Genomic DNA, 26,497 nt, shown 5'->3' with positions numbered 1-26,497 from the left:
AGGGGCGGCCCGTCGACGACTCTTCACCCATAAAATCGAAGTGAAATGGATCATCAGTACCTCGGCCTGCTTTCCGACATCCTGGCCCACGGCGTCTCGAAGGGCGACCGCACCGGCACCGGCACCCTGTCCGTCTTCGGCCGGATGTACCGGCACGATCTGCGGCAGGGCTTCCCGCTGCTGACGACCAAGAAGCTGCACATCAAGTCCATCCTGCACGAGCTGCTGTGGTTCTTGCGCGGCGACACCAACATCCGCTACCTGAAGGAAAACGGCGTCACCATCTGGGACGAATGGGCGACGCCCGAGGGCGAGCTGGGCCCCGTCTACGGTGCCCAGTGGCGCCGCTGGAAGGGAGCGGACGGTCGCGAGCACGACCAGGTCCATGCGCTTGTCGAAGGCATCCGCCGCAAGCCCGACAGTCGCCGCCACATCATCAACGCCTGGAACGTGGCCGACCTTCCGGACGAGACCAAGGCGCCCGAAGTGAACGCGGCCGAAGGCCGCATGGCGCTGCCGCCCTGCCATGTCATGTACCAGTTCTACGTGGCCGAGGGCCGCCTGAGCTGCATGCTGACCCAGCGCTCGGCCGACTGCTTCCTCGGCGTGCCGTTCAACGCGGCCTCGGTCGCCTTCCTCACCCACATGGTGGCGCAGCAGTGCGACCTAGAGCCCGGGGGGATCGTGCACTCGTTCGGCGACCTGCACCTGTACTCGAACCACCTGGAGCAGGCGCGCCTGCAGCTGACACGCGAGCCCCGCCCGGCGCCCACGCTGGTCATCAAGCGCAAGCCCGCGAGCATCTTCGACTACCGCTTCGAAGACTTCGCCATCGAGGGCTACGACCCGCATCCGGGCATCCCGGCGCCGATCGCGAAGTAGCCGCCGGCGGGGGGCTGCCGGCTCTGGTCGGCCGTGCAACCACGAGCCCTGCAGGGATAGTTGACAGGGCCGGCGGCCGGAGGATGCTTGGCGCCTCGTCAAAGGAGGCAGCCATGCTCGAGACCCTGAGGCCCGACCCCACCTTCCACCCCTCGCCCCGGTTGGCCATGGAGGCCCCGCGCGAGCGCATCGCGTACACGGCGCTGCTGTCGCCCGACGGATCCCGCCCCGACGCCCTGGCCGTGGTGGATGTCGACCCGGGCTCGCCCACCTACAGCCAGGTCCTGCACCGGCTCGACATGCCCTACAAGGGCGACGAGTTCCACCACTTCGGCTGGAACGCCTGCTCCTCCGCGCTGTCCCCGATGTCCGGGCACGCGTTCCTGAAGCGGCGCTACCTCATCATCCCGGGCATCCGGTCCTCGCGCATCTACGTGGTGGACACGCAGCCCGATCCGCGCAAGCCAACGCTGGCCAAGGTGATCGAGCCGGAGGAGGTGATGCGCAAGACCGGCTACTCCCGGCCGCACACCACGCACTGCGGGCCCGAGGGCATCTACATCAGCACGCTCGGCGGCGGCGGTGCCGACGGCACGCAGGGCCCGGCGGGTGTGTTCCTGATGGATTGCGAGAGCTTCGAGATCCTCGGCAAGTGGGAAATCGACCGCGGCCCGCAGCAGCTGCACTACGACTTCTGGTGGAACCTGCCGCGCGACTACATGGTGTCCAGCGAGTGGGGCCGGCCGCCGCAGTTCGAGAACGGCCTGGTGGCCGAGGACCTGCTGTCCAACAAATACGGCCACCAGCTGCATTTCTGGGACCTGCGCGGGCGCAAGCACCTGCAGACCATAGACCTCGGGGCCAACCACCAGATGGCGCTGGAGATCCGGCCCGCGCACGACCCGACGCGCGAGTACGGCTTCCTCGGCGTCGTGGTCGACACCACCAACCTCGAAGGCTCGGTGTGGACCTGGTGGCGCGAAGGCGGCAAGTTCCACGCGAAGAAGACGGCGACCATCCCCGCGGAGCCGGCCGACAAGTCGGTGCTGCCCCCGCTGCTGCAGGGCTTCGGCGCCGCGCCGCCGCTGATCAGCGACATCGACCTTTCACTCGACGACCGCTTCCTCTACGTGGCCTGCTGGGGCACCGGCGAGCTGAGGCAATACGACGTCACCGACCCGATGGCGCCCAAGCTCACGGGCAGCGTCCGCGTCGGCGGCATTGCGCGCCACGACAAGCTCCCCTCCGGCCGGCCGTTCCCCGGCGGCCCGCAGATGACCGAGATCAGCCGCGACGGCAAGCGCGTGTATTTCACCAATGGCCTGTACAGCCGCTGGGACACGCAGTTCTATCCGGGGGGCGTACCGGGCGTGCAGGTGATGTGCAATGTCGGCGCCAACGGCGGCATCGAGCTGGACCGTGAATTCGGCGTGGAATTCGGCCCTGAATTCGGCGCGCACCAGATCCGCCTCGAAGGCGGCGACTGCTCGACCGATTCGTTCTGCTATCCGTCCGCATAGCAGCATGCTCAGCGCCGAAGCCGCTGCTTGGTGGGGAGTGGTCGGCTTCGGCATCTATCACGGCCTGAACCCGGGAATGGGCTGGCCGCTGGCGGTGGCCAACGGCCTGGCCGCACGCCGCGACGCCGCGGTGTTTGCCACCGTGGTCCCGCTGGGCGTCGGCCACCTGCTCGCGATGGCGGTCGTGCTGCTGCCCTTCACGCTGCTGGCCTGGTACGTGGAGTGGAGCCGTGCGGTGCGCATGGTCGCGGCGTTGCTCGTTCTCGGGTTTGGCGTGCTGCGCCTGGCCCGGCCACGTCATCCGCGCTTCCTGGCGCGCGTGCCGCCGTCACGCCTGGCATGGTGGTCGTTCCTCATGGCCACGGCCCACGGCGCCGGGCTGATGCTGGTGCCCATCGCTCTCGGCTTGTGTGCGGGCGAGGTATCGCAACACGGAGGCCACCTGGCGATCGGAGCCAGCTTGACCATCGCCCTGCTGGTCGCCCTCGTCCACACGGCGGTGATGATCGGCTGCGGGCTGGCGCTGGCGTGGGCCGTCTACCGTTGGCTGGGGCTGGGGTTTCTCAGCCGAGGGTGGCTCAACCTGGAGTCGGTCTGGGCCATGAGCCTGGTGGTGACGGGGGTGGTTGCTGCAGGGCTGGCGTGGATGGCGCCAGCATGAACTGGGCTCGCCATCGGCTCGGTGAACCGGCTGCTTCGGACTCGCCCAGGATCCCAATGCATCTTTCCCTCCCGCGATTTCGCGGCCAAGGCCCGGGTTCAATTCGGCGTGAGCATGCGGGCTGCGGTTCGAGCTTGCTCATGGCTTGACGCGGGTCTTGCCCGTGGCCTTGTTGTTGGCGATCACGGCGTCTTCCGTGTCGGCCACGACAAGGGCCACGTGCTTGAGCGTGCCGCGCACTTGTGGGACCAGGGACACGATCACTTGCGCCTGGCCTGCCGAGGCCAGGGCCCCCAATGCGCACTGCACGACACCCTCTTGCGCGACGCACTCCCCCTGCGACGACTGCACGCCGGCCAGCTCGGCCGTCGCCGGCAGCGTGTATCTCAGCCCGATTCCCTGCGCCTGGATGGGACCCTTGTTGAGTGCGTTCAATGTGACGGTCATGGGCACGCCAACATGCGCCGGGTCAGGGGTATCCATCAGCGTCAGCGACAGGTCGGCCAGCAGTTGCCGGAATTTCGCCGTTTGCCCGCCCACCGCGTGCACGCTCAAGTCCTCACCCAGGGCCAGGCCGACCGCCGACGAGCCGGGCGCCAAGGCCACCCAGGCGCGGCTGCCATCCGCACGCACCTTGGTGACCGCCATCTCGAACAGGGTGCTTGCTGCCAGATAGGCGTTGTTGCCCCGATCCAGCAGCATCTGGGCATGCATCAGCGAGTTCACACCGGTGCCGTCTCCATCCGGTTGATCCCACAGGACTTTGCCTGCGTCGCTGTACTTCATGAAGGCGGCCCCCGCACCGCCACCGACCGGAAATCCGCTGAGCACCGGTTTGTCGTCGCTGCCTACCTCGACTCGCAGGGCTGTCATGGCGTGCTGGCGCGTCCATAGCGTGGCCCCGCTGGGGGACAGCTTGCGCAACTCCGTCCCGTCGTTCACGAGGTAGCTGTTGCCTGCCGTGTCGCCGGCGGCGTCACCCTGGGGCGTGCTGGAAAAGCCAGCCTGGCTCCAAAGCAAGCCGCCCTGGGCATCGAGCTTGGCGTAGCCGTTGAGGATGCCGAACCGACTGCGCGCGATGATCAGCAAGGCGTGGTCCGGCGTCCATTTGAGATTCATCGGCATGCCGATGCCGGCACTGTCCGAATAGGTCCAGAGATCAGTTCCATCAGGGGCGACCTTGCGGACCTGCGTGACCAGGCCGTTGGCCCCTGCGCCCAGCCCGAGCACGAAAACATTGTCCGACTCGTCCAGCAGAAGCTTGCGGGTGGACGACCCGTCGAATGCGCCGCCGATATCGCGTCGCCAGATCAGCTTGCCCTGCGGGCTGAATTTCAGCAGCAGGCCATGCACGTCCACGGGATTGCTGTAGCCCGAACGCACGGTGCCCGACACCAGGATGTCGCCCCGGCTGTCAGTGCCCACCCAGGTGGCCACCTCGTGCCTGTTGGCGTCGTTGTTGTTCGACGAGGCTTCCCACAGCAACTCGCCTGCGGCACTGCGCTTGACCAGGAAGATGTCGCCTCCCGGGGCGTAGTCCCACCGCGCGGTGTAGACCTCGCCCATCGCATTGAGCGCCACGGATACCCCCCCAGGCTGGTTGACCCAGTCGGTCTGGACCTGTGCCTGGGAAGAAAGCGCCAGACCGGCCAGAAGACCCAAGACAAGAAAGCGAGATGGCATGTCGATCTTTCGCAAAGTGCTGGCGCAGCAGGCCAAGGTGCGCTTGTCGTGAAGTGGCCGGGTTGATGCACGTCAACAGGTGTTGGCGCGGACCGGAAATCGAGCCTTGTGCGTGACCCGACCTGGAACCTGGCCAGGCGTCGGCCCGAGCAGCTGGCCCTTTCAACCGATCTCAGCCGTACGTTGTGTACGGCGCTACATAACTCCTGTCGTACAGTCGAGGCCTTTGCCGTCGACCGCCCAGGAGGCTTCATGGCGCGTCAGTTCGCCCTCTTCTCGCTGGCCTTGACGGCCGCCATCTCCGTCCCCGTGTCGGCGGGCGAGGTCCAGGCCGCGGTAGCGGCCAACTTTGCCGGGCCGATGGCACGCATCGGCGAGGCCTTCACCGCCGCCACCGGCCACACGCTCAAGGTCTCGTCCGGAGCCACCGGCAAGTTCTACGCGCAGATCGCGGCGGGGGCGCCGTTCGAGGTGCTGCTCGCGGCGGACGACGAGACGCCCAGGAAGCTGATCGCCGAGGGCCGCGCCGTGGCCGGCAGCGACTTCACCTACGCCATCGGCAAGCTGGCGCTGTGGAGCACCCAGCCGGGCCTCGTCGACGACCAGGGCGCGGTGCTGGGCAAGGGGGGCTTCGCGCACCTCGCCATCGCCAACCCCAAGACGGCCCCGTACGGCGCCGCGGCGATGGAGGTGCTGAAGGCGCGCCAACTGGCCGGCGCCGTCGCTCCCAAGCTGGTCACCGCCGAAAGCATCGCCCAGGCCTATCAGTTCGTCGCCACCGGTAATGCCGAACTGGGCTTCGTCGCCTGGTCGCAGGTGGCCTCGCCGGGGCAGGGGGTGAAGGGCTCGTACTGGTTGGTGCCGCCCTCGCTGTACGGTGAGATCCGGCAGGACGCGGTGCTGCTGAAGGCCGGCGAGAAGAACCCCGCCGCCGCCGCGCTGCTGGCCTACCTCAAAAGCGAGGCGGCGAAGGCCACCATCCAGAGCTACGGGTACGGACTCAAGTGAACGCCAACGACTGGCAGGCGGTGCGAATCACTGCCGAACTGGCCGGCGTCAGCACCTTGCTGCTGCTGGTCATCGGCACGCCCATCGCCTGGGCCCTGGCGCGCAGCCGCTCGCGCTTCAAGCCCCTGGGCTCGGCCCTCGTCGCGCTGCCGCTGGTGCTGCCGCCCACGGTGATCGGCTTCTACCTGCTGGTGCTGATGGGCCCTCAGGGGCCGGTGGGCAGGATCACGGAAGCACTGGGCATGGGCCGCCTGCCCTTCACCTTCGGCGGGCTGGTGATGGCCTCGGTGCTTTACTCCATGCCCTTCGTCGTGCAGCCGCTGCAGCAGGCCTTCGAGGCGGTGCCCGAGCACTTGCTCGAGGCTGCGTCCACGCTGCGCGCCGGGCCGTGGGACCGCTTCTTCAGCGTCGCCCTGCCGCTCGCGCGGCCCGGCCTCGTCACCGCCAGCGTGCTCGGCTTCGCGCACACCGTGGGCGAGTTCGGCGTGGTGCTGATGATCGGCGGCAACATCCCCGGGGCGACACGCGTGCTCTCGGTCGCGCTGTACGACCACGTCGAAGCCTCGGAGTACGCCGACGCCCATCGCCTGGCCGCCTTCATGGTGGCCTTCGCGTTGGTGGTGCTGGTCACGCTCTATGCGTTGAACCGGCCCGCCGCGCACCGCGGACAGGAGGCCGGCCGATGATCGCCGCCGAGCTGCGACTGCCGCGCCGCGACTTCACGCTCGACGTGTCGCTCAGCTTGCCGGCGCGCGGCGTCAGCGCGCTGTTCGGCCCCTCGGGCTGCGGCAAGACCACGGTGCTGCGCGCGCTGGCCGGACTGGAGCGTGCCGAGGGCCGGGTCGTGGTCGAAGGCGAGGCCTGGCAGGACGGATCGACCTTCGTGCCCCCGCACCGGCGCCCCATCGGCTACGTGATCCAGGAGTCCGCCCTCTTCCCCCACCTCGACGTGCAGCGCAACCTCGACTACGGCCAGAAGCGCGTGCCCGTCGCCGAGCGACGCATCCCGCTGCCGCAGGTGATCGAGCTGCTGGGCATAGCGCCCCTGCTGGGCCGCCGGCCCGTCACCTTGTCGGGCGGCGAGCGCCAGCGCGTGGCCATCGCGCGGGCCCTGGCCACCAGCCCCCGCCTGCTGCTGATGGACGAACCGCTGGCCGCGCTGGACGCCCGGCGAAGGGCCGAGGTGCTGCCCTACCTCGATCGCCTGCACGAGGAGCTCGCCATCCCCATCGTCTACGTCAGCCATGCGCTGGACGAAGTGGCCCGCCTGGCCGACCACGTCGTGCTGATGGATGCCGGCCGCGTCAGCGCGCAGGGGCCGGTGGCCGAGATGCTCGCGCGGCTGGACCTCAGCCTGCCGTTGGGCGACGCGGCGGGCGTCGTGCTCGATGCGACGGTGGCCGAGCGCGACACGGCGTGGCAACTCGCGCGGCTGGACGTCGCGACCGGCGCGTTCTCGCTCTGGGCCCGAGACCCGGGGCGCGCGCTCGGCCAGCGCGTGCGGGTGCGCTTGCTGGCGCGCGATGTGAGCCTGGCCCGCCAGCCGCAGGCCGCGACCAGCATCGGCAACCAGTTGCGCGGCGTCATCGAGGCCATCGCCGATGACGAACACCCGGCCCTCGCGCTGGTGCGCGTGCGCGTCGGCGAGGGCTCGAGCACCGCGCCCGTGGTCGCGCGGCTGACCCGCCGCTCCGCCCACGCGCTGTCGCTCGCGCCCGGCCTGCCGGTGTGGGCCCTGGTCAAGACGGTGGCGCTGCTGGAATGACGGCCAACCGGCACGACGGCGCCCTCCTCAGCGGCGAGTTGCGCCTGGCCGGCCGGCTCGACGCCCGCTTCTTTGCGCTGCTGCAGGCGGTGCACGACACCGGCTCGATCAACCGCGCCGCCCGCGCCGCGGGCTTCAGCTACAAGGGCGCCTGGCTGCTGCTGGAGACGGCCTGCAACCTGGCCCACGAGACCCTGCTGGAAACCGCCACCGGCGGCGCCGGCGGCGGCGGCACCCGCCTCACGCCCGCCGCGCTGGGCCTGCTGCAGGCCTGGCGTCAACTCGAATCGGAGCACCAGGCCTTCCTGCGCACGCAGGAGGAGAAGCTGGCCCGCCACCCGGCCCTGCACGGGCTGCTCAGAAGGATGTCGATGAAGACCACCGCCCGCAACCAGTTCGCCGGGATCGTCGGCGCGGTCGACATCGGCCCGGTCTCGGCCGAGGTCACGATCGCGCTGAAGTCGGGCGACGAGATCACGGCCACCATGACCGCCGCGGCGGCCAGGCGGCTCAAGCTCAAGAAGGGCAAGGAAGCGCTGGCGCTGGTCAAGGCCTCGGCCATCGTGCTGGTGACCGACTTCGCCGGCTGGCAGCTGTCGGCGCGCAATCAGCTGGCGGGCACGGTCTCGCGCATCGAGACGGGCGCTGTCTCGTCGATGGTCGTCGTCACGCTGCCGGGCGGCTCGGTGATCACGGCGACCGTCACGAACGAAGGGGTCGAAGCGCTGGGCCTGAAGGTCGGCAGCCCGGCCACCGCCGTGTTCAAGGCCTATTCGGTGATGGTCGCGACGCAGGCCTGAACGTCACCGTCAACGGCCCTCAATCGGCCACCTTCAGGCTGGCCTTCAGCCGCTGGTACTCGGCCGACGCGCGCAGCGCCGCGCGCCCGGCCTCCTGCAGCCGGCGCTCGTCGGCCGGCGTGATGGTGAAGGCCGTGGGCACCTGCAGCATCAGCTGCCGCTCCTCCTCGTCCGGCACGTCACGCAGGCTCACGCTGATGACATGGATCTCCGCATCGGCCGCGAAGGGGCTGCCCGCCGCGCCGCGCTGCTTGCGCAGCTGCTCGGCCCACCGGCGGATGTCGTCGTTCAGGATGGCCAGCGTCTCCTGCGTGCCGCGCGAGCCGGCGCCGAAGATCAGCGCATCCATCACCTGGGCCGTGGAGGGCACGCGGTCGGTCTTGTCTATGCGCTCGGCCATGTCGCGCTCGGAGTTCACCGCGACCAGCACCAGCCGCCGGATGGTGCCGGGGGGCACGTCGCGAAACGGCTGGTCGATAGAGCCGCCGACGAGCATCCGGTCGAGCAGGCCGCGCACGCCGAGGTTGTCCGCCAGGCCGCCATCGACCAGGTGCAGATAGGGCCGCTCGCTCGCGTCGAGGTAGCTGCGGGCGCTGTTCTGGAACAGCCGGGCGCGGAAGTTGTCGGACGGCGCTGCGGCATGGTCGACCTCGCGCGGGCGCGGGCACTGGCCGGCGTGGTTGCGCAAGGTCACCGGCGTCAGCAGGATGGGCACGGCCGAGGAGGCGGCGACGGCGAAAGACAGCGGCACGCTGTCCAGGTCCGAGCAGATGAGGGCGAACTGTTCGGGGCTGAACTCGAAGGCGGAGCCGGTGGTCAGGTCGGTCGCCGTGACCAGCAGGTCCGGGCCGCCGCGCCGGTTGCGCAGGTCGCCGAAGGTGCGGCCGCGGTAGAGCACATCCAGCCGTTCGGCCAGGACGTTGCTGCGGCCGTACCAGGGCGAACCGAGCTGGTAGAGCTTGCGGGGCGACAGGGCGGTGCCCACGAGGCCGAACTCGAAATCGTCGAGCAGGAAGTCGTGCTCGAAGCGATCCAGCGTCTCGTCGCCGAAGGCCGCGAAGTGGGCGGCGAGCACGCTGCCGCCGGACACGCCGCTGACGAGGCTCACCTCGTCCAGCAGCGTGGTCTGGCGGCCATCCCACTCGAAGCGCGTGCCCTTCAGCTCGCGCAGCACGCCCAGGCCGAAGGCCGCTGCACGCGCCCCGCCGCCCGACAGCGTCACCGCCGCGACGATGGAGCGGGCCGACTCGGCGCGGCGCAGCGCCTCGGGCACCGCCGGCGAGGGCTGCTCGCCGCGGGTGTCGGGCAGGTTCTGCCAAGGGCGCGTCGTCGAGCAGCCGGCGAGCAGGGCCAGCGCGGCGCAGGCCAGCCATGCCGTGGCGGAGCGCTTCAGGAGGGAAACAGGCATCAGGATCTTCAGAAGCGATAGGCCAGCGCCACCAGGGCCGACTGGCTGCGTGATCGGTCGATCAGCGGGCTGCGCGTGATCTCGCGGTCCAGGCTGGTGTGGCGCAGGTAGGCGTCAAGGTACCAGTGTCCACACAGGCCGGCCTCGACCAGCAGGCCCACGTAGGGGTTCACCGCCGCGCCGGGCTGGTAGCGGCGGCCCAGCAGCGCGGCGTCGGCGGCCGTGGTGCCGGCGTAGTAGCCGGCGTAGCGCCTGGACTGCGCTTCCACTCCGAGCTCGGGATAGACCGTCACCGGGCCGAGGGTGAAGCGCGCCAGGTAGCGAAGCTGCAGCAGCCAGCCGTGCGAGTGGCCCAGGTCGTTCAGCGCATGCACCCCGAAGGCACCGAAGGGCGTGATCTGCAGCGTGCCCACGCCGATCGGGATCGGGTCGTCCCGCTCGTCGAGGCCGGCCACTTTGTAGCCGTCGCCGCGGACCTGGGCGACGAACTCCACATCCCCTGCGGCGAAGGGAACGGCGCGGACGCCGAAGGTGTCGATGCGGCCGAAGGCCCGGCCGGCTTCGAAGTTCAGGTAGGGGATCGCGGTGGTCTGCGAAGCCGCACCACGCACGGCGGACGTGCTGTGCACGACGCCGGCACCGACATCGCCCGTGAAGCGTGCGGCATCTTCAGCCCAGGCGTGGGCCGCGGGCCACAGCGTCGAAAGGGCCAGCCAGAGAAGGCGCGAGTTCTTTGTCTTGGTCATGAGGGGAGAACGGATCGCCGGAAGAGGAGTTCGTAGAGGACCGGCACCAGGCCGAGGGTGACCAGCGTGCCCAGGGCCAGGCCGCCGATGATGGTGATGGCCATGCCGGACCACAGCGCGCCGCCGAACAGCAGCAAGGGCACCAGCCCGGCCACGCAGGTCAGCTTGGTCATCACGATGGGACGCAGGCGCTGCACGGCAGACGTCACCACCGCCTCACGGCGGCTGCGCCCGGCGTGCAGCTCGGCTTCGATGCGCTCGAGCAGCAGCACCGCGTTGTTGACGATGATCCCGGCCAGCGAGAGCAGGCCGAAGTTCGCCATGAAGCCCAGCGGTTCACCCGAAAGCTTGAGCGCCGGCGCCACGCCGATCAGGGCAAAGGGAATGATGCAGAGGATGAGCGCCAACTTGCGGAAGGAGCCGAACTGCCAGACGAAGAGCACCAGCATGGCGACCATCGCGTGCGGCAGGTACTGGCCGAGCGCGGCATTGGCTTCGGCCGCCTCCTCGATCTCGGCGCCCAGCTCGATGCGGTAGCCCGCGGGCAGCGCCAGCGCCGAGACCGCGGGCGCGAGCCGGTCCACCACCTGCTGGGCGGTGAGCTGCTCGCTACGGGCCTGCACGGTCAGCGTGCGGCTGAGGTCGCGCCGGCGGATCACGGAAGGCTCGGAGGAGAGAGAAACCTCGGCCACCGCCGACAAGGGCACCGGCGCCGCTGAGCTCGACGGGTAGACGAGCGTGTTGGCCAGGTCCTCGGGGCGTTGACGCTCGGCCTCGGAGCCGCGCAGGATCACCGGCACCAGGGTGTCGCCGTCGCGCAGCACCGAGACGTCGATGCCGGTGAATCGCGCGCCGAGCGAGGTCGCCACGTCCTCGCTCGTCACGCCCAGGCGGCGCGCTCGGCGCTGGTCGATCTGCACGTCCAGGCGCGGCACGCGCTGGTCCCAGTCGTCGCGCACACCCACGACGCCGGGCACGCGGCGCAGCTCGGCCTGGAGCTGCTCGCCCAGCCGCTTGAGCTCGCCGTCGTCCGGGCCGCTGAGGCGATACGCCAGGGTGCCGGAGTCACTGGCGCCCAGCGAGAAGCGCTTGGCCTCGGCGCGGATTTCGGGATTCGCGGTGGCCAGCCAGGCGCGGGTGCGTTCGATCACCGGATCGAGGTCTTCGCGCGAGGCCACGCCCACCGTGAAGTACCCGATGTGCGAGGCCGGCAGGGGCGGGTTCAGCCCCAGGATGATGCGCGGCCCGCCATCGGCGACGTAGCCAATGCTGGTCGTGACTTCGGGGTTGGCCTTCTTGTCGCCGAGCCAGCGGCTGATCGCCTGAACCTTGGCCAGCGTGGCCCGCGCATCGCTGCCCGGCAGCAGCTCGATCGAGATCTGGAACTGCGGGCGGTCGGATTGGGGCAGGAAGCCGGCCGGCACGGTGGACAGCAGCCACAGAGCGCCGGCCAGCAGCAGCGCCATCGCGCCGAGGAAGGCCGGCTTGTGGTCCAGCACCCAGTGGATCAGCCGGCGGTATCCGCGGTAGAAGGCGGACTCCCTGTCCGGCTCGCCATGGCCCTCGGCCGCGGCGTGCACCGGTGCCCTCAGGAAGTGAAAGCACAGCAGCGGCGTGACGGTCAGGCACAGAAGCCACGAGCCGAGCAGCGCCAAGGCGAGCACGATCACCAGCGGCCGCAGGTACTCGTTGATCGAGGTGTTGCCGAAGAAGAACGGCGAGAAGGCGAACACGATCACGAGCGACGAGGTGAGCAGCGGGACGGCGAGGCTGCGGCCGGCCTGGATGCAGGCCTGGCGGCGCTCCTCGCCGGCGGCCAGCCGGCGCTCGATGTCCTCGGCGATGACGATGCCGTTGTCCACCAGCAGCCCGAGGGCGATGATGATGGCCGCCATGGACACGCTGTGCAGCTCGATGTGCAGCGCCTTCATCGCGATCAGCGTGCCCAGGATGGTCAGCGGCACGATGCTGCCCACGATCACGCCCGCACGCCAGCCGAGGAAGAGCACCACCACCGTCATCACGATGCCGATGGTCTCGAGCATCACGCGGTTCATCTTGCCCATCTCGTGCTGAACCACGTCGGCCTGGAAGGTCACGTAGTCGAGCGAGAAGCCGGCCGGCAGGGCCTGCTGCAGCTCGCTCACGCGGGCCTTCAGCGCGCGCCCGAAGGCCTGCACGTTCTGGCCCTCGCGCATCGCCACGCCCAGCACCACCGCCGGCTCGCCCTGGTAGATGGCGGCCGTCTCCGGCGGGTCTGCCGGCATGGCGCGCACCTGCGCGATGTCGCCCAGGCGCACCATCGCCGCGGGCCGTCCGGCGGTGTCGGGCACGCTGAGCACGAACTCTCGCAGCGCCTGCAGGGAGGCGATCTCGCCCGAGGTCACGAGCGCGCTGTTCAGGCCGGCCAGCACCACCTGGCCGCCCGAGAGCACGACGTTCTGCTGTTGCAACTGCTGCAGCACGGCCGGCGCACCCAGGCCCAGTCCGGCCAGCCGCGCACGGTCGAACTCGATGTAGACCCGCTCGTCCTGCAAGCCGTGGAAGCTCACGCTCTGCACGCCGGGCAGCGCATAGAGCTGGTCGCGCAGGCGCTTGAGCGGCTGGCGCATCTCGCTCATGCGAAAGCCGGGTGCGGTGACGGCGATGGAGGCCACGGCCACGCGACCGAAGTCGTCGTTGACCTGCGGCGGCAGCGTGCCGCTGGGGAACAGCGGCGTCACCTCGGCCAGCTTGGCGCGCACCTTCTGCCAGACGGGCGCCAGCTCCTGCTGGCTTTCGTCGATGGTGACCTGGACGATGACCGTGCCGGTGCGCACGGTGCTCGCGACGTGCTTGAGCTCGGGCAGCTCGCGAAGCTTCTCCTCCAGCGGGCGGGCCACCAGCTGCTCCATGCGCTCGACCGGCAGGCCGGCGTTGGAGACGAAGATCATCGCGTCGCGGATGGTCGTCGAGGGCTCTTCCTGCGAGGGGAATCGCAGGAAGGCAAAGACACCGGCCACGAGCACGAGCAGCGCCGCGAAAAGCGTCAGGCGGCTGGCGCCCAGGGCGGATTCGGTGAGCCTCATCAGCGGGCCTCGCTCAGCAGGGTCTGCTGCGGCAGTCGCACGGCCGCCTCGCCATCGGTGAGAAAGGCCGCGCCGGCGACCACCACCAGTTCGCCCTGTGTCAGCCCCTTGGTGACGGGCACTCGCCCCCCGGGCAGCACACTGCCGCCCAGCGTGACCTGACGCTTCTCGACGCGGCCTTTGGCAACGTCCAGCACCATGACGCTTCCGGCGCTGCGTTGCCTGCCGGGCAACACGGCGGCCGCGGGCAGGGAAAGCTGCGCCACGGCGGGTTGCGGCAACTCCACCGCCACGACGCTGCCGCTGTGCAGGGCGGCGCCACGGGCCGTGACCTCGAACACCGCCTGCATCAGCGAGCCGTTCTCGCTGCGCGGCGACAGGCGCGCCAGGCGCAGCGGCAGGGGCCTGCCATCGCCGGCCGGCGGCGAGACGGTCGCGGCTGCAAGCTGGCCCGGCGCGAGGCGGGCGGCCACCGCCTCGGGCAGCATCACGATCACCTCCAGCGAGGCCGGCGATTCGAGCTGCAGGATCACCTGGCCGGGTGCGACATCCGCATGAGCCTGCGCAGCCCGGGCGACGATCTCGCCATCGAAGGGCGCGGTGATGCTGGCCAGTGCCAGCTCGCGCTGGGCGAGCGCGAGGACCGCGTCGGCCCCCTGCAGCTGGCTGGCCGCCAGTTGCTGCTGGGTACGAACCGATTCGAGCGCGGTGGACGAGATGATCCCGTCCTTCGCCAGCGCCTCGTGCTGGCGAAGCTGGGTCTCACGCTCGGCCAGCGCAGCCGTGGCCGCGGCGCGGTCGGCCAGCGCCTTGTCCTGCCGCCAGCGGGCCGGTGCGCTTTCCAGCCGGGCGAGCACCTGGCCGGCGCGGACGCGGTCGCCGACATCGACCATCAACGCGGCCAGGCGGCCGCCGGCCTCGAAGCCGAGCTCGGCGCGCTGCCGGGCCCGGGCGGTGCCGATGAAGGTTTCGGGCGTGGCGGCCGCGCCCTCTCCGGCGGCTTCCACTTTCACGGGGCGTGGTGCGGTCGCGGTCGGCGGCGCATCGGCCGAGCACGCAGCCATCGAGAGGGCGAACGAGATCACGGCGGCGCCTGCGAGCGCCGCCGAAAGGCGGTCTGGGAACATGGTGGCGGGGGCTTAGTTCAAGGTCTGCGCGAGGTCCTGCAGCGCACGGCGCATGGCCTTGCGCTGGCTTTCGCTGAACTGGTGCAGGTTCATCAGTTCGAGCAGCGAGATGCCGTCCAGGGCGGCCGCGATGACCAGCGCCAGGCCGGCCTTGGGGCCGGCGCCAGCGAACTCGCCATAGAGGCGATCGAAAAGCCGCTGGGCCGGCGCCATGTGATGCGGGTAGGCCGCAGCGGCCGCCAGCAGGTTGGTCATCAGCTGCTTCTCGGCCGGCGGCATGTCGAAGGTTTCGTCGATGAAGGCTTGCAGCAGGGCGCCCGTGGTGGCGCCGCGGGCGGCCGCATGGGCGCGATTGCGCTCTTCGACCTGGGCCATCATGGTCTCGACCAGCGCGCCGAGCAGCTCGTCCTTGGTCTTGAAGTGATAGATCAGGCCTCCCTTGGTGACGCCGGCCGCGGCGGCCACGGCCTCCAGCGTCAGTTCGTGCACGCCTTGCTCGGAAACGATCGCGGCCGCGGCTTCGAGCAATCGCTCACGCCCACTGCCACGGGCTGGGTTGCTGGCCATCTCGGGATCTCCTTCTCGGTGGAAACTATACTGTACGTATAGTACAGTTGATTCGACCGACACGTCAATGAGTTCCCCAACATGCTTTTCGCCTCCGAGAGAGCTTCCCCCTTCGTCGCGTACCCTGCCCTTGCCCTCGCCGCCGCTGCCTTGCTGACGACGGCTTGTGCCGCGATCCCGGAGCCCAGGCCGCCGTCCATCGCTGCGCAGGCCACTCCGGCGGCGCTGCCGGGCGGGGAGGGCCCGTGGTGGCAAGACTTCGGCTGCCCGGCGCTGGACCACCTGATCGCCACGGCCCTGCGCGACAACCATGACTTGCGTATCGCCGCCGCGCGCGTGAAGCAGGCTCGTGCCTTGGCCGATGGCGCCCAGGCGGATCGCCTGCCTCAGCTCGGCCTGGCCGCCAGCGCCGGGGGCGGCCGGGACTCCGCCGCCGATCCCAAGGCACGGGTGCTGGCCGCGGGCTTGCGCGCCAGCTGGGAGCCCGATCTGTTCGGCCGCCTCGCTGCCGCTGGCGACGCTGCCGAAGCCGATGCGCAGTCCACTGAACGGGCACGTCAGGCCCTGGAGATCGGCCTCGCCGCAGAAGTGGCCACGGCCTACTTCGAAGCCGCGACGCTGGCCCGGCGCGAGGCGCTCGCCCGCGGAATCGTCGCCTCGCTGGACCAGGCGCTCGGTGCCGCACGCAGGCGCTTCGACGCCGGGCAGCTCACGCGCCTGGATCTTGACCGGCTGCAGGCCGAGTGGCGAAGCGAACAGGCCGCTGCGCTTCAGTTGGCCGGCGCGCGCCAGGTGCGGTTGAAGCAGCTGGCCTTGCTGATCGGACGAGACGAGCTGCCCGAGGTCATCGAGACGCCGGAGGATGCCTGCCAGCCCGCACCTCCGCCAGACGCCCTCGACGCGGACCTGCTCGCACGCCGTCCAGACGTGCAGCAGCAGGCCAGTGCTGCGCAGGCCGCGCTGCTGCGCCTGGGCATGGCCCGGCGCGACGTCTATCCACGCATCCAGTTCGACTGGTCGGGCCGCGACGAACGCCTGGCCATCGAGGGCGGCAGCACCGGCTCGACGGTCGTCATCGGCTACGGCGTGTCCTTGACCCTGCCGCTGCTCGACGGCGGGCGCATCCGCGCCAACATCGCGGCCCGCGATGCGCAGGCCGACGAAGCGCTGCAGGCCTACGAGAGGTCGATGCTGTCGGCGATGGTCGAGGCGAAGGTGGTGCTGCTGCAGTACGCGACGGCCACCGCCAGCGCGGCGGACTTGCAGCAGGCCGCCGACAGCGCCTCGTCGGCGGCCCTGCGCGCGCGGCGCCTGTTCGAGGCCGGCCAGGCCAGCGTGGACACCGTGCTCGATGCCGAGCGCAGCCAGCTGCGTGCCCGCGACGCACTCGCCCAGGCCGATGGCAGCCGCCTGGCGGCCGCGGTGGCGATCCGGCGCGCATTCGCCGGTCGCGTCTGAACCGCCTTCCGCGGGATTGCCCTAGGGCCACCGGCCACCGACAGCGGCCGCGATGGCGTTAATATAGTCATCACTATCTTTTCTTCGAATGACCTCTGCTCCGCCACCTCGACCGCCCGACGAGCGCCTCGTGCTCGCCGTCGACCTCGGGACCTCGGGCTGCAAGTGCGCCCTGGTGACGCTGGGCGGCACCGTGCGCGACTGGGCCTTCGAGCCGGTGGAGCTGCACGTGCAGGGCGCCCTGGCCGAGCAGGAGCCGAGGGCCTGGTGGGCCGCCTTCCTGGCCGCCGCCGGCCGCATCCTGGGTGCCGAGGCCTCGCGGCGGCGCCACGTCGTCGCCGTGTGCTGCTCGGCACAGACCGAAGGAACCGTCTGCGTCGACCGCGCCGGCGAGCCCCTGGGCCGTGCCTTGACCTGGCTCGATGCGCGCGGCGCACGCGCCATCCGCCGGCGCGTGCGCGGGCGTGTCGTGCAAATCGAGGGTTATGGCCCGCTCAAGCTGTGGCGCTGGATCCGGCTGACCGGTGGCGCGCCCTCGCTTTCGGGGAAGGATTCGGCCGGGCACATTGCCTACCTGCGAGACGAGGAGCCGCTGCGCTACGAGCGCACCCACCGTTTCCTCAACGTGCTCGACTACATGAACCTGCGCCTGACCGGCCGGTTCTGCACGACCCAGGATTCCATCCTCACGACCTGGGTCACCGACAACCGCGACGCCTCGAATCCGCGCTACGACGAGCGGCTGCTGGCCCTGCTGGGCATCGACCGCGAGAAGCTGCCCGACATCGTCAAGTCGACCGACGTGCTGGGGCCGCTACTGCCGGGCGTGGCCGACAGCCTGGGGCTGAGCGCGCTGACCGTCGTCGTCGCGGGAGCGGTCGATACCTCTGCGGTCGCGGTCGGCGCCACAGTGGGCGACTTCGATCCCCACCTCTACCTCGGCACCTCCTCCTGGCTGGGCGCCCACGTGCCGTTCATGAAGACGGATGTGCGGCACAAGATCGCCGCCATCCCCTGCGCGGTGACGGGGCGCTATCTCGCCATCGCGCTGCAGTCGACCGCGGGCGCCAACCTGTCCTTCCTGCGCGACCGCATCCTCTACCACCCCGACGAGCTGGCGAGCGACGAGGAGCAGCCCGCCGTCTACGAGGTGCTCAACCAGATCGCCGCCCGCGTACCGCCCGGCGCCCGCGGCCTGATCTACACCCCCTGGCTGCTCGGCGAGCGCACGCCCGTGGACGACCCGCACCTGCGCGCCGGCCTGCTCAACCTGTCGCTGGAGCACACCCGCGAGGACGTCTTCCGCGCCTTCCTCGAGGGGGTGGCGCTGAACACGCGCTGGATGATGGAGCCCTTCTCGCGCCTGCTGGGCCGGCCCGGCGATGGCCCGATCGCCGCGGTCGGCGGCGGCGCCCAGTCGGATGTCTGGTGCCAGATCATCGCGGACGTCACCGGCCGCCCCATCCGCCAGGCCAGCCAGCCCATCCAGGCCAACGCCATCGGTGCGGCGCTCATTGCCGCGGTGGGCATGGGCGCGACGACCTTCGACGAGCTCAGGGCTGTTCGCCGCGAGCGCCGCATCTTCGAGCCCTCGCGCTCACTGCGGCGCCTTCACGACGACCAGTTCGCCACCTTCAAGGAAGTGCATGCCCGGCTGCGGCCGCTGTACCGCCGATTGAATGCGCACGATGGGAGATCTTCATGACAGTCGCCGACGCCCGCCATGCCGTGGTCGAGCTGTGCCTGGCGCTCTCGCGGCGTGGCTATCTCGCCGGCACCGGCGGCAACATCGCCCTGCGCATCGACGAGCGGCACTTCGCCGTCACGCCCTCGGCGACCGACTACCTCGCGATGACACCGGCCGACGTGTGCGTGCTGCGCCTGGCCGACCTAGCCCGCGTCGAAGGCGAGCGCACGCCCTCCGTCGAATCGGGCCTGCATGCCCGCGTGCTCCGTGCCAGGCCCGACGTCCAGTGCAGCGTCCACACGCACCAGCCGGTGGCCAGTGCATGTGCCTTGCTGGGCCGCTCGTTGAAGGTCGGTGACGAGGCGCTGCGGAGCACGCTGGGGCCCACGGTCCCGATCGTCGCTTATGCGCCTTCGGGCACGGGCTGGCTGTCCGCCAAGCTCGGCCGCGCCCTGCGGCCCGAGCTCAATGCCTACCTGATGCTCAACCACGGCGTGCTGTGCTGCGGCACCAGCACCGAAGCGGCCGTGCAAGCCGTCGAGGCCCTGGAGACCTTGGCCCGCCAGCACCTGCTCGGCCTGATGAGGGGTCAAGCGCTTCGCGCGCCGGCCCTGAAGGCCGCGCTGGCCCGCGTGGCCGACGCCCTGGCAGCGCCGGCTGCCGCAGCCACCCACCCCTGAACACCATGAGCGATCTCGCCCCCATCCACACCGCCACGGCGGCGCGCCCCGCCATCTCGGCCTGGCCCGATGTCGATGACCTCTACCGCCGGCTCGACGCGCTGGTGAAGCAGCCCATGCGCCCCATCCGCCCCGCGGGGATGGCGCAGGTGATGCGCTATTTCGACGAGCGCTGCCAGGGCTCCAGGCGGCTGGCCGAGCGCGCCCAGGCCGTCATCCCCGGCGGCGTGCAGCACAACCTGGCCTTCAACCACCCCTTCCCGCTGGCCATTGCCGATGCCCACGGCGCCCACATGACGGACGTCGACGGCAACCGCTACATCGACTTCCTGCAGGCCGGCGGCCCGACGCTGCTGGGCTCCAACCACCCGGCCGTGCGGCAGAGGGTGAACCAGGTGCTCGACGAATGCGGCCCGGTCACCGGCCTGCTGCACGAGTACGAAGTCAAGCTGGCCGAACTCGTGTGCCGGTCGATGCCGGCCGTCGAGATGGTGCGCCTGCTCGGCTCGGGCACCGAGGCCGTGATGGGCGCCGTGCGCCTGGCGCGGGCCTACACCAAGAAGAAGTGGATCATCAAGATAGGCGGGGCCTACCACGGCTGGAGCGACCAGCTGGTCTACGGCATGCGCCTGCCCAACACCGGCCGGATGGAGGCGGTGGGCATCCCCCGCGGCGCCACCGCCCACACCCAGGAGTGCCTCCCGAACGACCTGGAGGCCCTGCGTCGCAAGCTGCAACTCAACCGCCTTCGCGGCGGGACGGCGGCCGTGCTGCTGGAGCCGATAGGCCCGGAGAGTGGCACCCGGCCCGTGCACCGCGACTACAACGCCCAGGTGCGGGCGCTGTGCGACGAGTTCGGCGCGCTGCTGGTCTTCGACGAGGTGGTCACCGGTTTCCGGCTGGGCATGGGCGGCGCCCAGGCCTATTTCGGCGTCATGCCGGATCTCACCGTGCTGGGCAAGTGCCTGACCGGCGGCTACCCGATGGCCGGCGCCATTGGCGGCCGCAAGGACGTGATGATGCTGCTCGTCGGAGGCATTGGCACCACGGCTCGGCGCGCCTTCGTGGGCGGCACGCTGTCGGCGAATCCGCTGTCCTGCGTGGCCGGCTACCACGCATTGCTGGAGGCCGAGCGGCTTGACGCCGCCGGCGTGGCCGGCCGTGCCGGCGACCGCCTGTGCCGCGGCCTGGCCGAGATCATCGAGCGCCGCGGCCTGCCCTACGTCACCTACAACGTCGGCTCCATCGTGCACCTGCAGACCTCCGGCGTGCTGCTGCTGGACACCAGCAGCCTGTGGAAACTGCTGCGCGCCAAGGACGAGGCCAAGCGCCGCAAGCACATGATGGAGGAGATGGGCGCTGCCTACACAGCGCACGGCCTCGTCACGCTGGCCGGCAGCCGCATCTACACCAGCCTGGCAGACACCGACGAGGTGATAGACGACGCGCTGAACCGTTTCGACGATGTGTTCAAGCTGGTCTGAAACATGGGCATCGACACCACCCTGCGCGCGCTGTGGATCGAGATCCGCGACCGGCTCGCGGCGCGGCAATTGCTGCGTGGCGCGGGCGCCGGCGTGTCGCTGCGCATCCCGGGCAGCGGCGAGCTGTGGTTCGGCGCCGCGGCGGACGAAGCGCCCCGCCGCTTGGCGGATGTGCCGCTGCACACGGCCCTCTACGCGGCCCGGCCCGACGTGGGCGCCATCGCCGTGGGCGGCGGCGTCTTCGGGGCCTGCCTGGCGGATTTCGGCGGCCGCATGCCCGAGGTCTTCGACGAGCAGGCGCGCCACCTGGGCCGCATGGGCCCGGCTGTCCGCAGCACAGAGTCCTTCGTCACCTCACTGCGAGCGGGCGGCAACGCCTTGCTGGTCGACGGCGTGACGGTGTGCCTCGGCACCACCGGCTCCCGCCTCGCGCTGAACGCCGAGCTGTTCGAGAAGTGCGCCAAGGCCTACGTGCTGGCCGCCGCCGCGGGCGGGCCGGTGAAGCCCTTGCCCTGGTGGGTTCGCCACATCGCCAACGGGCGGTTGCGGAAGGACCAGGGCCGCGCCGCCGCGCGCCTGGCCCAGGGCTTGCTGCCGGAGGAAAGCAGGGGCTACTGACCTCGCAGACGCACTGACAGGATGCACGCATGTCCCTCGACGCCACCGCACCCCTGACCCGCCGCCACATCGCCGCGGCGCTGGCCATCGGCACCCTGGCCGTGCTGATGATCGGCCTGCAGCCCATCCTGCTGGGCGAGCTGGTCGAGCGCCAGGTCGTGAGCCTGGAGGGCGTAGGCCTGGTGGCGATGGGCGAGATCGTCGGGCTCGGGCTGGGCATCCTGCTGGGGGACGCGCTGCTGCCCTGGTCGCACCTGAGGCGGATCGCCCTGGCGTCGGCGCTCTTGTCGGTGGCGCTCGACGTGGCCACCCTGTGGGCCCGGGGCGACGGCCAGATGCTGGCCGTGCGCGCCGCGGCCGGGCTGGCCGAAGGCGTGCTGGTGTGGGGCGCGACCGGCGTCATCGTCCGCACTGGTGATCCCGCCCGCCTGGGCGGCGTCTTCTTCGTCACGCAGACGCTGGCGCAAGCCCTGGTGGGAGCGGCCCTGGCCAATGCCGTGCTGCCCCACGGCGGATGGCGAGCCGGCTTCGCCGCGCTGGCCGTGCTCACCCTGCTGACGCTGCCGCTGGCTTTCATCCAGCCCGCGCGGCTGCAGGCGCTGGCGGCCCCGGCAGCGTCGGGCTTCCGCTGGTCCGCCGTCACCGTGCTGCCGCTGGCGATGGTGTTCCTGCAACTGGCCGCCATCGGGGCCTTCTGGGCCTACCTGGAGCCGCTGGGCAAGGCCGCCGGCCTGGACGCGCGCGCGGCGCAGACGCTGATCTCGGGCGTGCTCGTGATGCAGGTGCTGGGCGGCCTGGCCTCGACGGCCGCCGTGCGGCGCCTGCCCGTGCTGCCTGTGCTCGCGGTGGGCTCAGTGCTTCTGGCCGTCTTCGCTCTCGGCTCACAGGCCGGCGGGGAGCTCGCCTTCGGCCTGGCGTGTGCCGCCTTCGGCTTCGCCTGGCTCTTCCTCTTCCCCTTCCAGATCGCCGTGGCCTTCCGCGTCGACCCCAGCGGCCGCCTGGCCATGCTGGTGCCGGCTGCGCAGCTGCTGGGCAGCGCCTTCGGGCCCCTGATCGCGTCGCTGCTGGTCAGCGGCGAGGACGCTTCGCCGGTGCCGATGCTGGCCGCGGCCTTCGCCGTCGCCGGCGCGATGATGGTGATGGGGGCGCGCCGGCGCTCGGCGATGGCCGCCGCCTAGCGTCCGTTCACCCGTCCTGGGGATAATTCGCGTCTCCCGCCGGCCGCCTGCGTCGCGGCCAGACCGACAGACCGCGCATGAACATCCCCTGCCCTTCCGCACCGCACCGATGGACCTGACCCTCATCGCGGGGGTGGCCCGCAACGGCGTGATCGGCCGCGACAACCGGCTGCTGTGGCAGCTGCCCGAGGACCTGAAGCACTTCCGCGCCGCCACCATGGGCGCGCCGGTCATCATGGGCCGCAAGACCTGGCAGTCGCTGCCCGAGCGCTTCCGCCCGCTGCCGGGCCGGCGCAACCTCGTGCTGAGCCGCCAGGCCGGCTACGAAGCGCCGGGCGCGGAGGTCGTGGCCGACCTCGACACGGCGCTCGCGCTGGCACGGGCGGGCGGCGCCCCGCGCGTCTTCGTGATCGGCGGCGAGCAGATCTACCGCCAGGCCCTGCCGCTGGCGGACGAGTTGCTGCTGACCGAGGTCGAGCGCGATTTCGAGGGCGATGCGCACTTCCCCGCCTTCGACAGAAGCGCATTCGCAGAGATCGCACGCGAGCGGCACCGCGCCGCGCCGCCCAACGATTTCGACTTTTCCTTCGTCACCTACCGGCGCGCGGCGCCCAGGAGCTGAACACATGTCCGAGCATGGCTTCCACGTGCACGGCCCGCACGACCACGAGCTGGAGCACGCCGCCCAGCACGACCCCGACGGCATGGCCGGCCAGCTGGCCGTCATTACCGCCATCCTGGCCACCGTCGGCGCGCTCTTCGCCTACCAGGGCGGGGCCACCCAGGCCAATGCCGGCCTGCTGAAGAACGAGGCGGCGATCAAGAAGACCGAGGCGGCCAACCAGTGGGCCTACTACCAGTCCAAGAGCACCAAGCAGTCGCTGGCCGAGTTCGCGCGCGACCTGGCGCCCGAGGACAAGCGCAACGCCTACCAGGCCAAGGTCGACCGCTACGAGACCGAGAAGAACGACATCAAGAAAGAAGCCGAGCGGCTGGACGCCGAGTCGAAGGAGAGGGACGAGGCCAGCGAGGCGCAGATGCACCAGCACCACCGCTGGGCCCAGGCGACCACCGCGCTGCAGATCTCCATCGCCATGGCGGCCATCGCCCTGCTGACCAAGCGCCGCTGGCTCGAGTGGGCCACCCTGGGCCTGGGCGGCGCCGGCGTGCTCGTGGGCGTGCTGGCCTGGTTCCACGTGTGAGCTATTTCATGGCCTGCCGCACGACCCAGCCCTAAGATCAAGCGGCAACAGGGGGTGCGCGTGGGCCGGATGGTGGTGATGCTGCAGTGGCTGGTCGCGGCCGCGGTGCTGTCCGCCGCGACGGGCACGGCCGCGGCCGGCCCTGCGGTGCTGCGCGTGCTGGCCTGGCCGGGCTACGCCGAGCCGCAGGTCGTGCGCAGCTTCGAGGCCCGCACCGGCGCCCGCGTCGAGCTGACGGTGATAGACACCGACGAGTCCATGTGGCAGCGACTCAACGCCCACGGCGGCCAGGATTTCGACGTCTTCGCGGTGAACACCGCCGAGCTGCAGCGCTACATCCAGGCCGGCCTGGTGCAACCGCTGGCACCCGAGAAGATCCCCAACACCGAGCACCAGCAGCCGCGCTTTCGCCTGCGCGAGGCCATCCCCGGGCTCGTTCACAAGCAGGCCGCTGGCGCCCGGACGTACGCGATCCCCTTCACCTATTCGGAGATGGGCCTGATCTACGACCGGCGCCAGATCAGCGTCCCGCCGACCTCGATCGGCGCGTTGTGGGATCCGCGGTACCAGGGCAAGGTGATCGTCTACGGCGGCGGAACGCACAACTTCTCGCTCGCCGCGCAGAAGCTCGGCGCCGCATCGCCCTTCCGCATCGACCAGGCCCTGTGGCCGCGCACCGTCGAGGCCCTGATCGACCTGCGGCGCAACGTGCTGGGCTTCTACAACCAGCCCGAGGAGTCGATCAGCCTGTTCCGCCGGCACGGCGCCGCGCTGATGTACGCCAACTACGGCACCCAGCAGCTCCATCTGCTCAAGAGCCAGGGCATAGACGCCGGCTACGCCATCCCGCGCGAGGGCGCGCTCGCCTGGCTCGACTGCTGGGCGATCACGCGCGGCGCGCGCGACCCGGCCCTGGCCCATGCATGGATAGACGAACTGCTCGGCGACCAGGCGAGCAAGCTCCTCGTCGAGCACCAGGGCCTGGCCAGCACCACCACGGCGTCTGCCGCGAGCCAGCCTGACGTGCGGCTGATCTGGCTCGAACCGGTGGAAGACGCCAACCGGCGCGAGACGCTCTGGGCGCGCGTGCGTTCTGGCGACCGCGCGTCGAAGGTGCTGGCGCCATGAGCATCGGCTCATGGCGTTCTGGTCGCGGCCGCGAGGGGCCTCGATGAAGACCGGCATCGCCTGGCGGCTCGGGCTCGCCCTGGCGGCGGTGGGCGTGCTGGCGGCCGGCCTGACGGGCTACTACGGTTATTCGGCCAGCCGCGAGATGCTGGTCGACGGTGCGGAGGAAAGGCTCCTCACCGCCACGCGCGTGCTGGTGCGCCAACTCGCGGTCGGGCTCAATGGCACGGCACGGGACGTCAGGCTGCTGGCCGAGCACCCGCAGGCCGCGCGCCTGCTGGCCCGGGTCGACCCGCAGCTGCAGGAGCGCAGCGAGACCAACGTCGCGCTGCTGTTCGAGCGCATGCTGGACACGCATCCGGAGTACTTCCAGATGCGCCTGATCGACGTCACCGACCATGGCCTGGAGCGCATCCGGATCGACCGCGACGAGAACGGCCTGGTGCGCGTGCGCGGCGACGATCTGCAGGAAAAAGGCCACTACCCCTACGTGTTCGAGACGCTGCGCCTGCCGCCGGGCACGGTCTACGTTTCGGCCCCGGCGATCAACCACGAGGTGGGCGCGCATGCCGGGCTGGGCAAGCCGGCGCTGCAGGTTGCTGCGCCCGTGCACGACCCCGACGGCCGGGCGCGCGGCGTGGTGGTCATCAACGTCGACCTGAACGGCCTGTTCGCCCAGCTCGCGGGCGACCTGCCCGCCGGCCTGCAGCTGTACCTGACGAATTCGGCCGGCGACTTCCTGATCCACCCCGATCCGAGCCAGGCTTTCGCCTTCGACCGCGGCCAGGTGGCGCGGCTGACCGACACCTTCCCCGCCGCGGCCGCGATGATCCGCGACAGCCAGGACAGGCGCCAGGAGCTCGTCACCACGGCCACGCCGGCCGGCGGCGCGCCGGTGGTGGCCGCCTTCGTGCGCCAGCCGATGAGCGAGCTGCGGCACGAGGACGAGTTCATCCTCGGCCTGGCGCAGCCGCTGGCCGTCGTGCTCAAGGACAGCGACGACCTGGGCCGCGTGAGCGTGCGAATCGTCGTCGCCTTCAGTGCGCTGGCGGTGCTGCTGGCCGCGCTGCTCGCGAGGGCGCTCACGCGGCCGCTGCACCAGATGGTCGATGCGGTGCGGCGCTTCCCCGAAGGCCGGCCGGGCGCCCGCCTGCCCAGCGATCGATCCGACGAGATCGGACTGCTGGCGCGCAGCATCGGCGACATGCAGGACCAGATCCGCGCCCAGTTCGCCAAGCTCGAGCAGAAGCAGGGCGAGCTCGACCGCCTGGCCAGCCACGACAGCCTGACCGGCCTGCACAACCGCCGCTTCTTCCTCGACCGGCTGGAGCATGCGATGGCCCACGCGCGCCGCTCCGGCACCGAGCTCGCGCTGCTCTACATCGACCTCGACAACTTCAAGACCATCAACGACGAACTCGGCCACGCCGCGGGCGACCACGTGCTGCGCACGCTCGCCCAGCGCCTGAAGCACGTGGTGCGCGAGGCGGACACGGTGGCGCGCATCGGCGGCGACGAGTTCATCGTGCTGATCGAGGGCCCGGCCGACGAAGACGCCATCGCCGCCGTCGCGCACAAGGTGCTGGAGGTGCTGTCGCAGCCCGTGCCTCACGCCGAGCGCGACCTCGCCTGCGGCGCGAGCATCGGCGCCAGCCGCTTCCCCAGGGACGGCGCCACCGACATCGAACTTATCGCGGCGGCCGACCAGGCGATGTACCGCGCCAAGTCCGAGGGACGCATGCGCATCTGCCTGGCCGACAGCACCCGATCGGCGCCTGCCGAACCAGGCGCCGATCGGGGCATCGAAGAGCGCCGCTGAGCAGCGCA

General features: G+C 70.7%; 23 protein-coding genes. 17 read left to right on the top strand and 6 right to left on the bottom strand.

The window, feature by feature from the left end; translation table 11 throughout:
• Window positions 1-45: 45 nt before the first annotated feature.
• The 3 genes from ACS5PM_RS27180 (at window position 46) to ACS5PM_RS27170 (ending at window position 3,063) form a co-directional block, all read left to right on the top strand.
• Entirely contained in the window at window positions 46-882 is an 837-nt protein-coding gene (locus ACS5PM_RS27180; RefSeq protein WP_439391011.1) for a thymidylate synthase, read from the top strand.
• Window positions 883-995: 113 nt separating this feature from the next.
• A complete protein-coding gene (locus ACS5PM_RS27175; protein ID WP_439391010.1) occupies window positions 996-2,402 on the top strand; it encodes a selenium-binding protein SBP56-related protein in 1,407 nt (468 codons plus the stop codon).
• Window positions 2,403-2,406: 4 nt separating this feature from the next.
• Window positions 2,407-3,063, top strand: a complete 657-nt coding sequence (locus tag ACS5PM_RS27170) for a hypothetical protein (RefSeq protein ID WP_439391009.1) — start codon at window positions 2,407-2,409, stop codon at window positions 3,061-3,063.
• Between the two features lie 138 nt (window positions 3,064-3,201).
• Here the strand turns inward: ACS5PM_RS27170 and ACS5PM_RS27165 are convergent, their stop codons facing one another.
• A complete protein-coding gene (locus tag ACS5PM_RS27165; RefSeq protein ID WP_439391008.1) occupies window positions 3,202-4,782 on the bottom strand; it encodes a hypothetical protein in 1,581 nt (526 codons plus the stop codon).
• 216 nt (window positions 4,783-4,998) lie between these two features.
• Between ACS5PM_RS27165 and modA the strand changes: the two genes are divergently transcribed.
• The 4 genes from modA to ACS5PM_RS27145 are packed head-to-tail and all read left to right on the top strand — an operon-like array spanning window position 4,999 to window position 8,319.
• A complete protein-coding gene (modA, locus tag ACS5PM_RS27160; RefSeq protein ID WP_439391007.1) occupies window positions 4,999-5,754 on the top strand; it encodes a molybdate ABC transporter substrate-binding protein in 756 nt (251 codons plus the stop codon).
• Window positions 5,751-6,440, top strand: coding sequence for a molybdate ABC transporter permease subunit (gene modB / locus ACS5PM_RS27155; protein ID WP_439391006.1), 690 nt, complete (start codon window positions 5,751-5,753; stop codon window positions 6,438-6,440). Before modA ends, modB begins: the two co-directional genes overlap by 4 nt.
• The gene (gene modC / locus ACS5PM_RS27150) at window positions 6,437-7,519 is read left to right on the top strand and encodes a molybdenum ABC transporter ATP-binding protein (protein WP_439391004.1); all 1,083 of its coding nucleotides are present in this window, start codon (window positions 6,437-6,439) and stop codon (window positions 7,517-7,519) included. The genes modB and modC overlap by 4 nt, the downstream gene beginning before the upstream one ends.
• Entirely contained in the window at window positions 7,516-8,319 is an 804-nt protein-coding gene (locus ACS5PM_RS27145) for a TOBE domain-containing protein (protein ID WP_439391003.1), read from the top strand. Before modC ends, ACS5PM_RS27145 begins: the two co-directional genes overlap by 4 nt.
• A gap of 19 nt (window positions 8,320-8,338) precedes the next feature.
• Here the strand turns inward: ACS5PM_RS27145 and ACS5PM_RS27140 are convergent, their stop codons facing one another.
• Genes ACS5PM_RS27140 through ACS5PM_RS27120 form a run of 5 tightly spaced genes read right to left on the bottom strand, consistent with a single transcriptional unit; the run spans window position 8,339 to window position 15,235 of the window.
• Entirely contained in the window at window positions 8,339-9,727 is a 1,389-nt protein-coding gene (locus ACS5PM_RS27140) for a patatin-like phospholipase family protein (protein WP_439391001.1), read from the bottom strand.
• 8 nt (window positions 9,728-9,735) lie between these two features.
• Window positions 9,736-10,473, bottom strand: a complete 738-nt coding sequence (locus ACS5PM_RS27135) for a MipA/OmpV family protein (protein WP_439391000.1) — start codon at window positions 10,471-10,473, stop codon at window positions 9,736-9,738.
• Window positions 10,470-13,541 carry an efflux RND transporter permease subunit gene (locus ACS5PM_RS27130; RefSeq protein ID WP_439390999.1) on the bottom strand — a complete coding sequence of 1,024 codons (3,072 nt, stop codon included), beginning with the start codon at window positions 13,539-13,541 and terminating at the stop codon, window positions 10,470-10,472. Before ACS5PM_RS27130 ends, ACS5PM_RS27135 begins: the two co-directional genes overlap by 4 nt.
• A complete protein-coding gene (locus ACS5PM_RS27125) occupies window positions 13,541-14,668 on the bottom strand; it encodes an efflux RND transporter periplasmic adaptor subunit (RefSeq protein WP_439390998.1) in 1,128 nt (375 codons plus the stop codon). The genes ACS5PM_RS27130 and ACS5PM_RS27125 overlap by 1 nt, the downstream gene beginning before the upstream one ends.
• Window positions 14,669-14,680: 12 nt before the next feature.
• Window positions 14,681-15,235 (bottom strand): TetR/AcrR family transcriptional regulator, encoded by a 555-nt coding sequence (locus ACS5PM_RS27120; protein WP_439390997.1) that lies wholly within the window; start codon window positions 15,233-15,235, stop codon window positions 14,681-14,683.
• An 81-nt stretch (window positions 15,236-15,316) separates the two neighbouring features.
• Here ACS5PM_RS27120 and ACS5PM_RS27115 point away from each other — a divergent pair, with 81 nt between their 5' ends.
• The 10 genes from ACS5PM_RS27115 (at window position 15,317) to ACS5PM_RS27070 (ending at window position 26,489) form a co-directional block, all read left to right on the top strand.
• Window positions 15,317-16,693 (top strand): TolC family protein, encoded by a 1,377-nt coding sequence (locus tag ACS5PM_RS27115; protein ID WP_439390996.1) that lies wholly within the window; start codon window positions 15,317-15,319, stop codon window positions 16,691-16,693.
• A 130-nt stretch (window positions 16,694-16,823) separates the two neighbouring features.
• Complete coding sequence (locus ACS5PM_RS27110) at window positions 16,824-18,398, top strand: xylulokinase (RefSeq protein WP_439390995.1); 1,575 nt, start codon at window positions 16,824-16,826, stop codon at window positions 18,396-18,398.
• Window positions 18,395-19,060 carry a class II aldolase/adducin family protein gene (locus tag ACS5PM_RS27105; RefSeq protein ID WP_439390994.1) on the top strand — a complete coding sequence of 222 codons (666 nt, stop codon included), beginning with the start codon at window positions 18,395-18,397 and terminating at the stop codon, window positions 19,058-19,060. Before ACS5PM_RS27110 ends, ACS5PM_RS27105 begins: the two co-directional genes overlap by 4 nt.
• Window positions 19,061-19,065: 5 nt before the next feature.
• A complete protein-coding gene (locus tag ACS5PM_RS27100; RefSeq protein WP_439390993.1) occupies window positions 19,066-20,544 on the top strand; it encodes an aspartate aminotransferase family protein in 1,479 nt (492 codons plus the stop codon).
• Between the two features lie 3 nt (window positions 20,545-20,547).
• Window positions 20,548-21,162 carry a hypothetical protein gene (locus ACS5PM_RS27095; protein ID WP_439390992.1) on the top strand — a complete coding sequence of 205 codons (615 nt, stop codon included), beginning with the start codon at window positions 20,548-20,550 and terminating at the stop codon, window positions 21,160-21,162.
• A 29-nt stretch (window positions 21,163-21,191) separates the two neighbouring features.
• Window positions 21,192-22,340, top strand: a complete 1,149-nt coding sequence (locus ACS5PM_RS27090) for an MFS transporter (RefSeq protein WP_439390991.1) — start codon at window positions 21,192-21,194, stop codon at window positions 22,338-22,340.
• A gap of 109 nt (window positions 22,341-22,449) precedes the next feature.
• Complete coding sequence (locus ACS5PM_RS27085) at window positions 22,450-22,962, top strand: dihydrofolate reductase (RefSeq protein ID WP_439390990.1); 513 nt, start codon at window positions 22,450-22,452, stop codon at window positions 22,960-22,962.
• A 4-nt stretch (window positions 22,963-22,966) separates the two neighbouring features.
• The gene (locus tag ACS5PM_RS27080; RefSeq protein WP_439390988.1) at window positions 22,967-23,542 is read left to right on the top strand and encodes a DUF4337 domain-containing protein; all 576 of its coding nucleotides are present in this window, start codon (window positions 22,967-22,969) and stop codon (window positions 23,540-23,542) included.
• 78 nt (window positions 23,543-23,620) lie between these two features.
• Entirely contained in the window at window positions 23,621-24,670 is a 1,050-nt protein-coding gene (locus tag ACS5PM_RS27075; protein ID WP_439390987.1) for an ABC transporter substrate-binding protein, read from the top strand.
• A 10-nt stretch (window positions 24,671-24,680) separates the two neighbouring features.
• On the top strand, window positions 24,681-26,489 hold the full coding sequence (locus ACS5PM_RS27070; protein WP_439390986.1) for a diguanylate cyclase domain-containing protein: 1,809 nt from the start codon (window positions 24,681-24,683) through the stop codon (window positions 26,487-26,489).
• Window positions 26,490-26,497 lie beyond the last annotated feature (8 nt).

Origin of the sequence: Ideonella flava (genome assembly GCF_051857595.1) — a bacterium.
In the GTDB taxonomy this organism is placed as follows: Bacteria; Pseudomonadota; Gammaproteobacteria; order Burkholderiales; family Burkholderiaceae_C; genus Ideonella.
The sequence above is the reverse complement of the archived record's forward strand: the minus strand, read 5'-3'. Positions and strand labels throughout refer to the sequence as shown.

Bases quoted from the DNA above. Each gene is read 5' to 3' on its own strand.
- ACS5PM_RS27070 (WP_439390986.1), top strand. From the start codon at position 24,681: ATGGCGTTCTGGTCGCGGCCGCGAGGGGCCTCGATGAAGACCGGCATC.
- ACS5PM_RS27120 (WP_439390997.1), bottom strand. From the start codon at position 15,235: ATGGCCAGCAACCCAGCCCGTGGCAGTGGGCGTGAGCGATTGCTCGAA.
- ACS5PM_RS27115 (WP_439390996.1), top strand. From the start codon at position 15,317: ATGCTTTTCGCCTCCGAGAGAGCTTCCCCCTTCGTCGCGTACCCTGCC.
- ACS5PM_RS27080 (WP_439390988.1), top strand. From the start codon at position 22,967: ATGTCCGAGCATGGCTTCCACGTGCACGGCCCGCACGACCACGAGCTG.
- ACS5PM_RS27170 (WP_439391009.1), top strand. From the start codon at position 2,407: ATGCTCAGCGCCGAAGCCGCTGCTTGGTGGGGAGTGGTCGGCTTCGGC.
- ACS5PM_RS27105 (WP_439390994.1), top strand. From the start codon at position 18,395: ATGACAGTCGCCGACGCCCGCCATGCCGTGGTCGAGCTGTGCCTGGCG.
- ACS5PM_RS27125 (WP_439390998.1), bottom strand. From the start codon at position 14,668: ATGTTCCCAGACCGCCTTTCGGCGGCGCTCGCAGGCGCCGCCGTGATC.
- modC (WP_439391004.1), top strand. From the start codon at position 6,437: ATGATCGCCGCCGAGCTGCGACTGCCGCGCCGCGACTTCACGCTCGAC.
- ACS5PM_RS27130 (WP_439390999.1), bottom strand. From the start codon at position 13,541: ATGAGGCTCACCGAATCCGCCCTGGGCGCCAGCCGCCTGACGCTTTTC.
- ACS5PM_RS27095 (WP_439390992.1), top strand. From the start codon at position 20,548: ATGGGCATCGACACCACCCTGCGCGCGCTGTGGATCGAGATCCGCGAC.
- ACS5PM_RS27135 (WP_439391000.1), bottom strand. From the start codon at position 10,473: ATGACCAAGACAAAGAACTCGCGCCTTCTCTGGCTGGCCCTTTCGACG.
- ACS5PM_RS27145 (WP_439391003.1), top strand. From the start codon at position 7,516: ATGACGGCCAACCGGCACGACGGCGCCCTCCTCAGCGGCGAGTTGCGC.
- ACS5PM_RS27140 (WP_439391001.1), bottom strand. From the start codon at position 9,727: ATGCCTGTTTCCCTCCTGAAGCGCTCCGCCACGGCATGGCTGGCCTGC.
- ACS5PM_RS27075 (WP_439390987.1), top strand. From the start codon at position 23,621: ATGCTGCAGTGGCTGGTCGCGGCCGCGGTGCTGTCCGCCGCGACGGGC.
- ACS5PM_RS27085 (WP_439390990.1), top strand. From the start codon at position 22,450: ATGGACCTGACCCTCATCGCGGGGGTGGCCCGCAACGGCGTGATCGGC.
- ACS5PM_RS27180 (WP_439391011.1), top strand. From the start codon at position 46: ATGGATCATCAGTACCTCGGCCTGCTTTCCGACATCCTGGCCCACGGC.
- ACS5PM_RS27175 (WP_439391010.1), top strand. From the start codon at position 996: ATGCTCGAGACCCTGAGGCCCGACCCCACCTTCCACCCCTCGCCCCGG.
- modA (WP_439391007.1), top strand. From the start codon at position 4,999: ATGGCGCGTCAGTTCGCCCTCTTCTCGCTGGCCTTGACGGCCGCCATC.
- ACS5PM_RS27090 (WP_439390991.1), top strand. From the start codon at position 21,192: ATGTCCCTCGACGCCACCGCACCCCTGACCCGCCGCCACATCGCCGCG.
- ACS5PM_RS27100 (WP_439390993.1), top strand. From the start codon at position 19,066: ATGAGCGATCTCGCCCCCATCCACACCGCCACGGCGGCGCGCCCCGCC.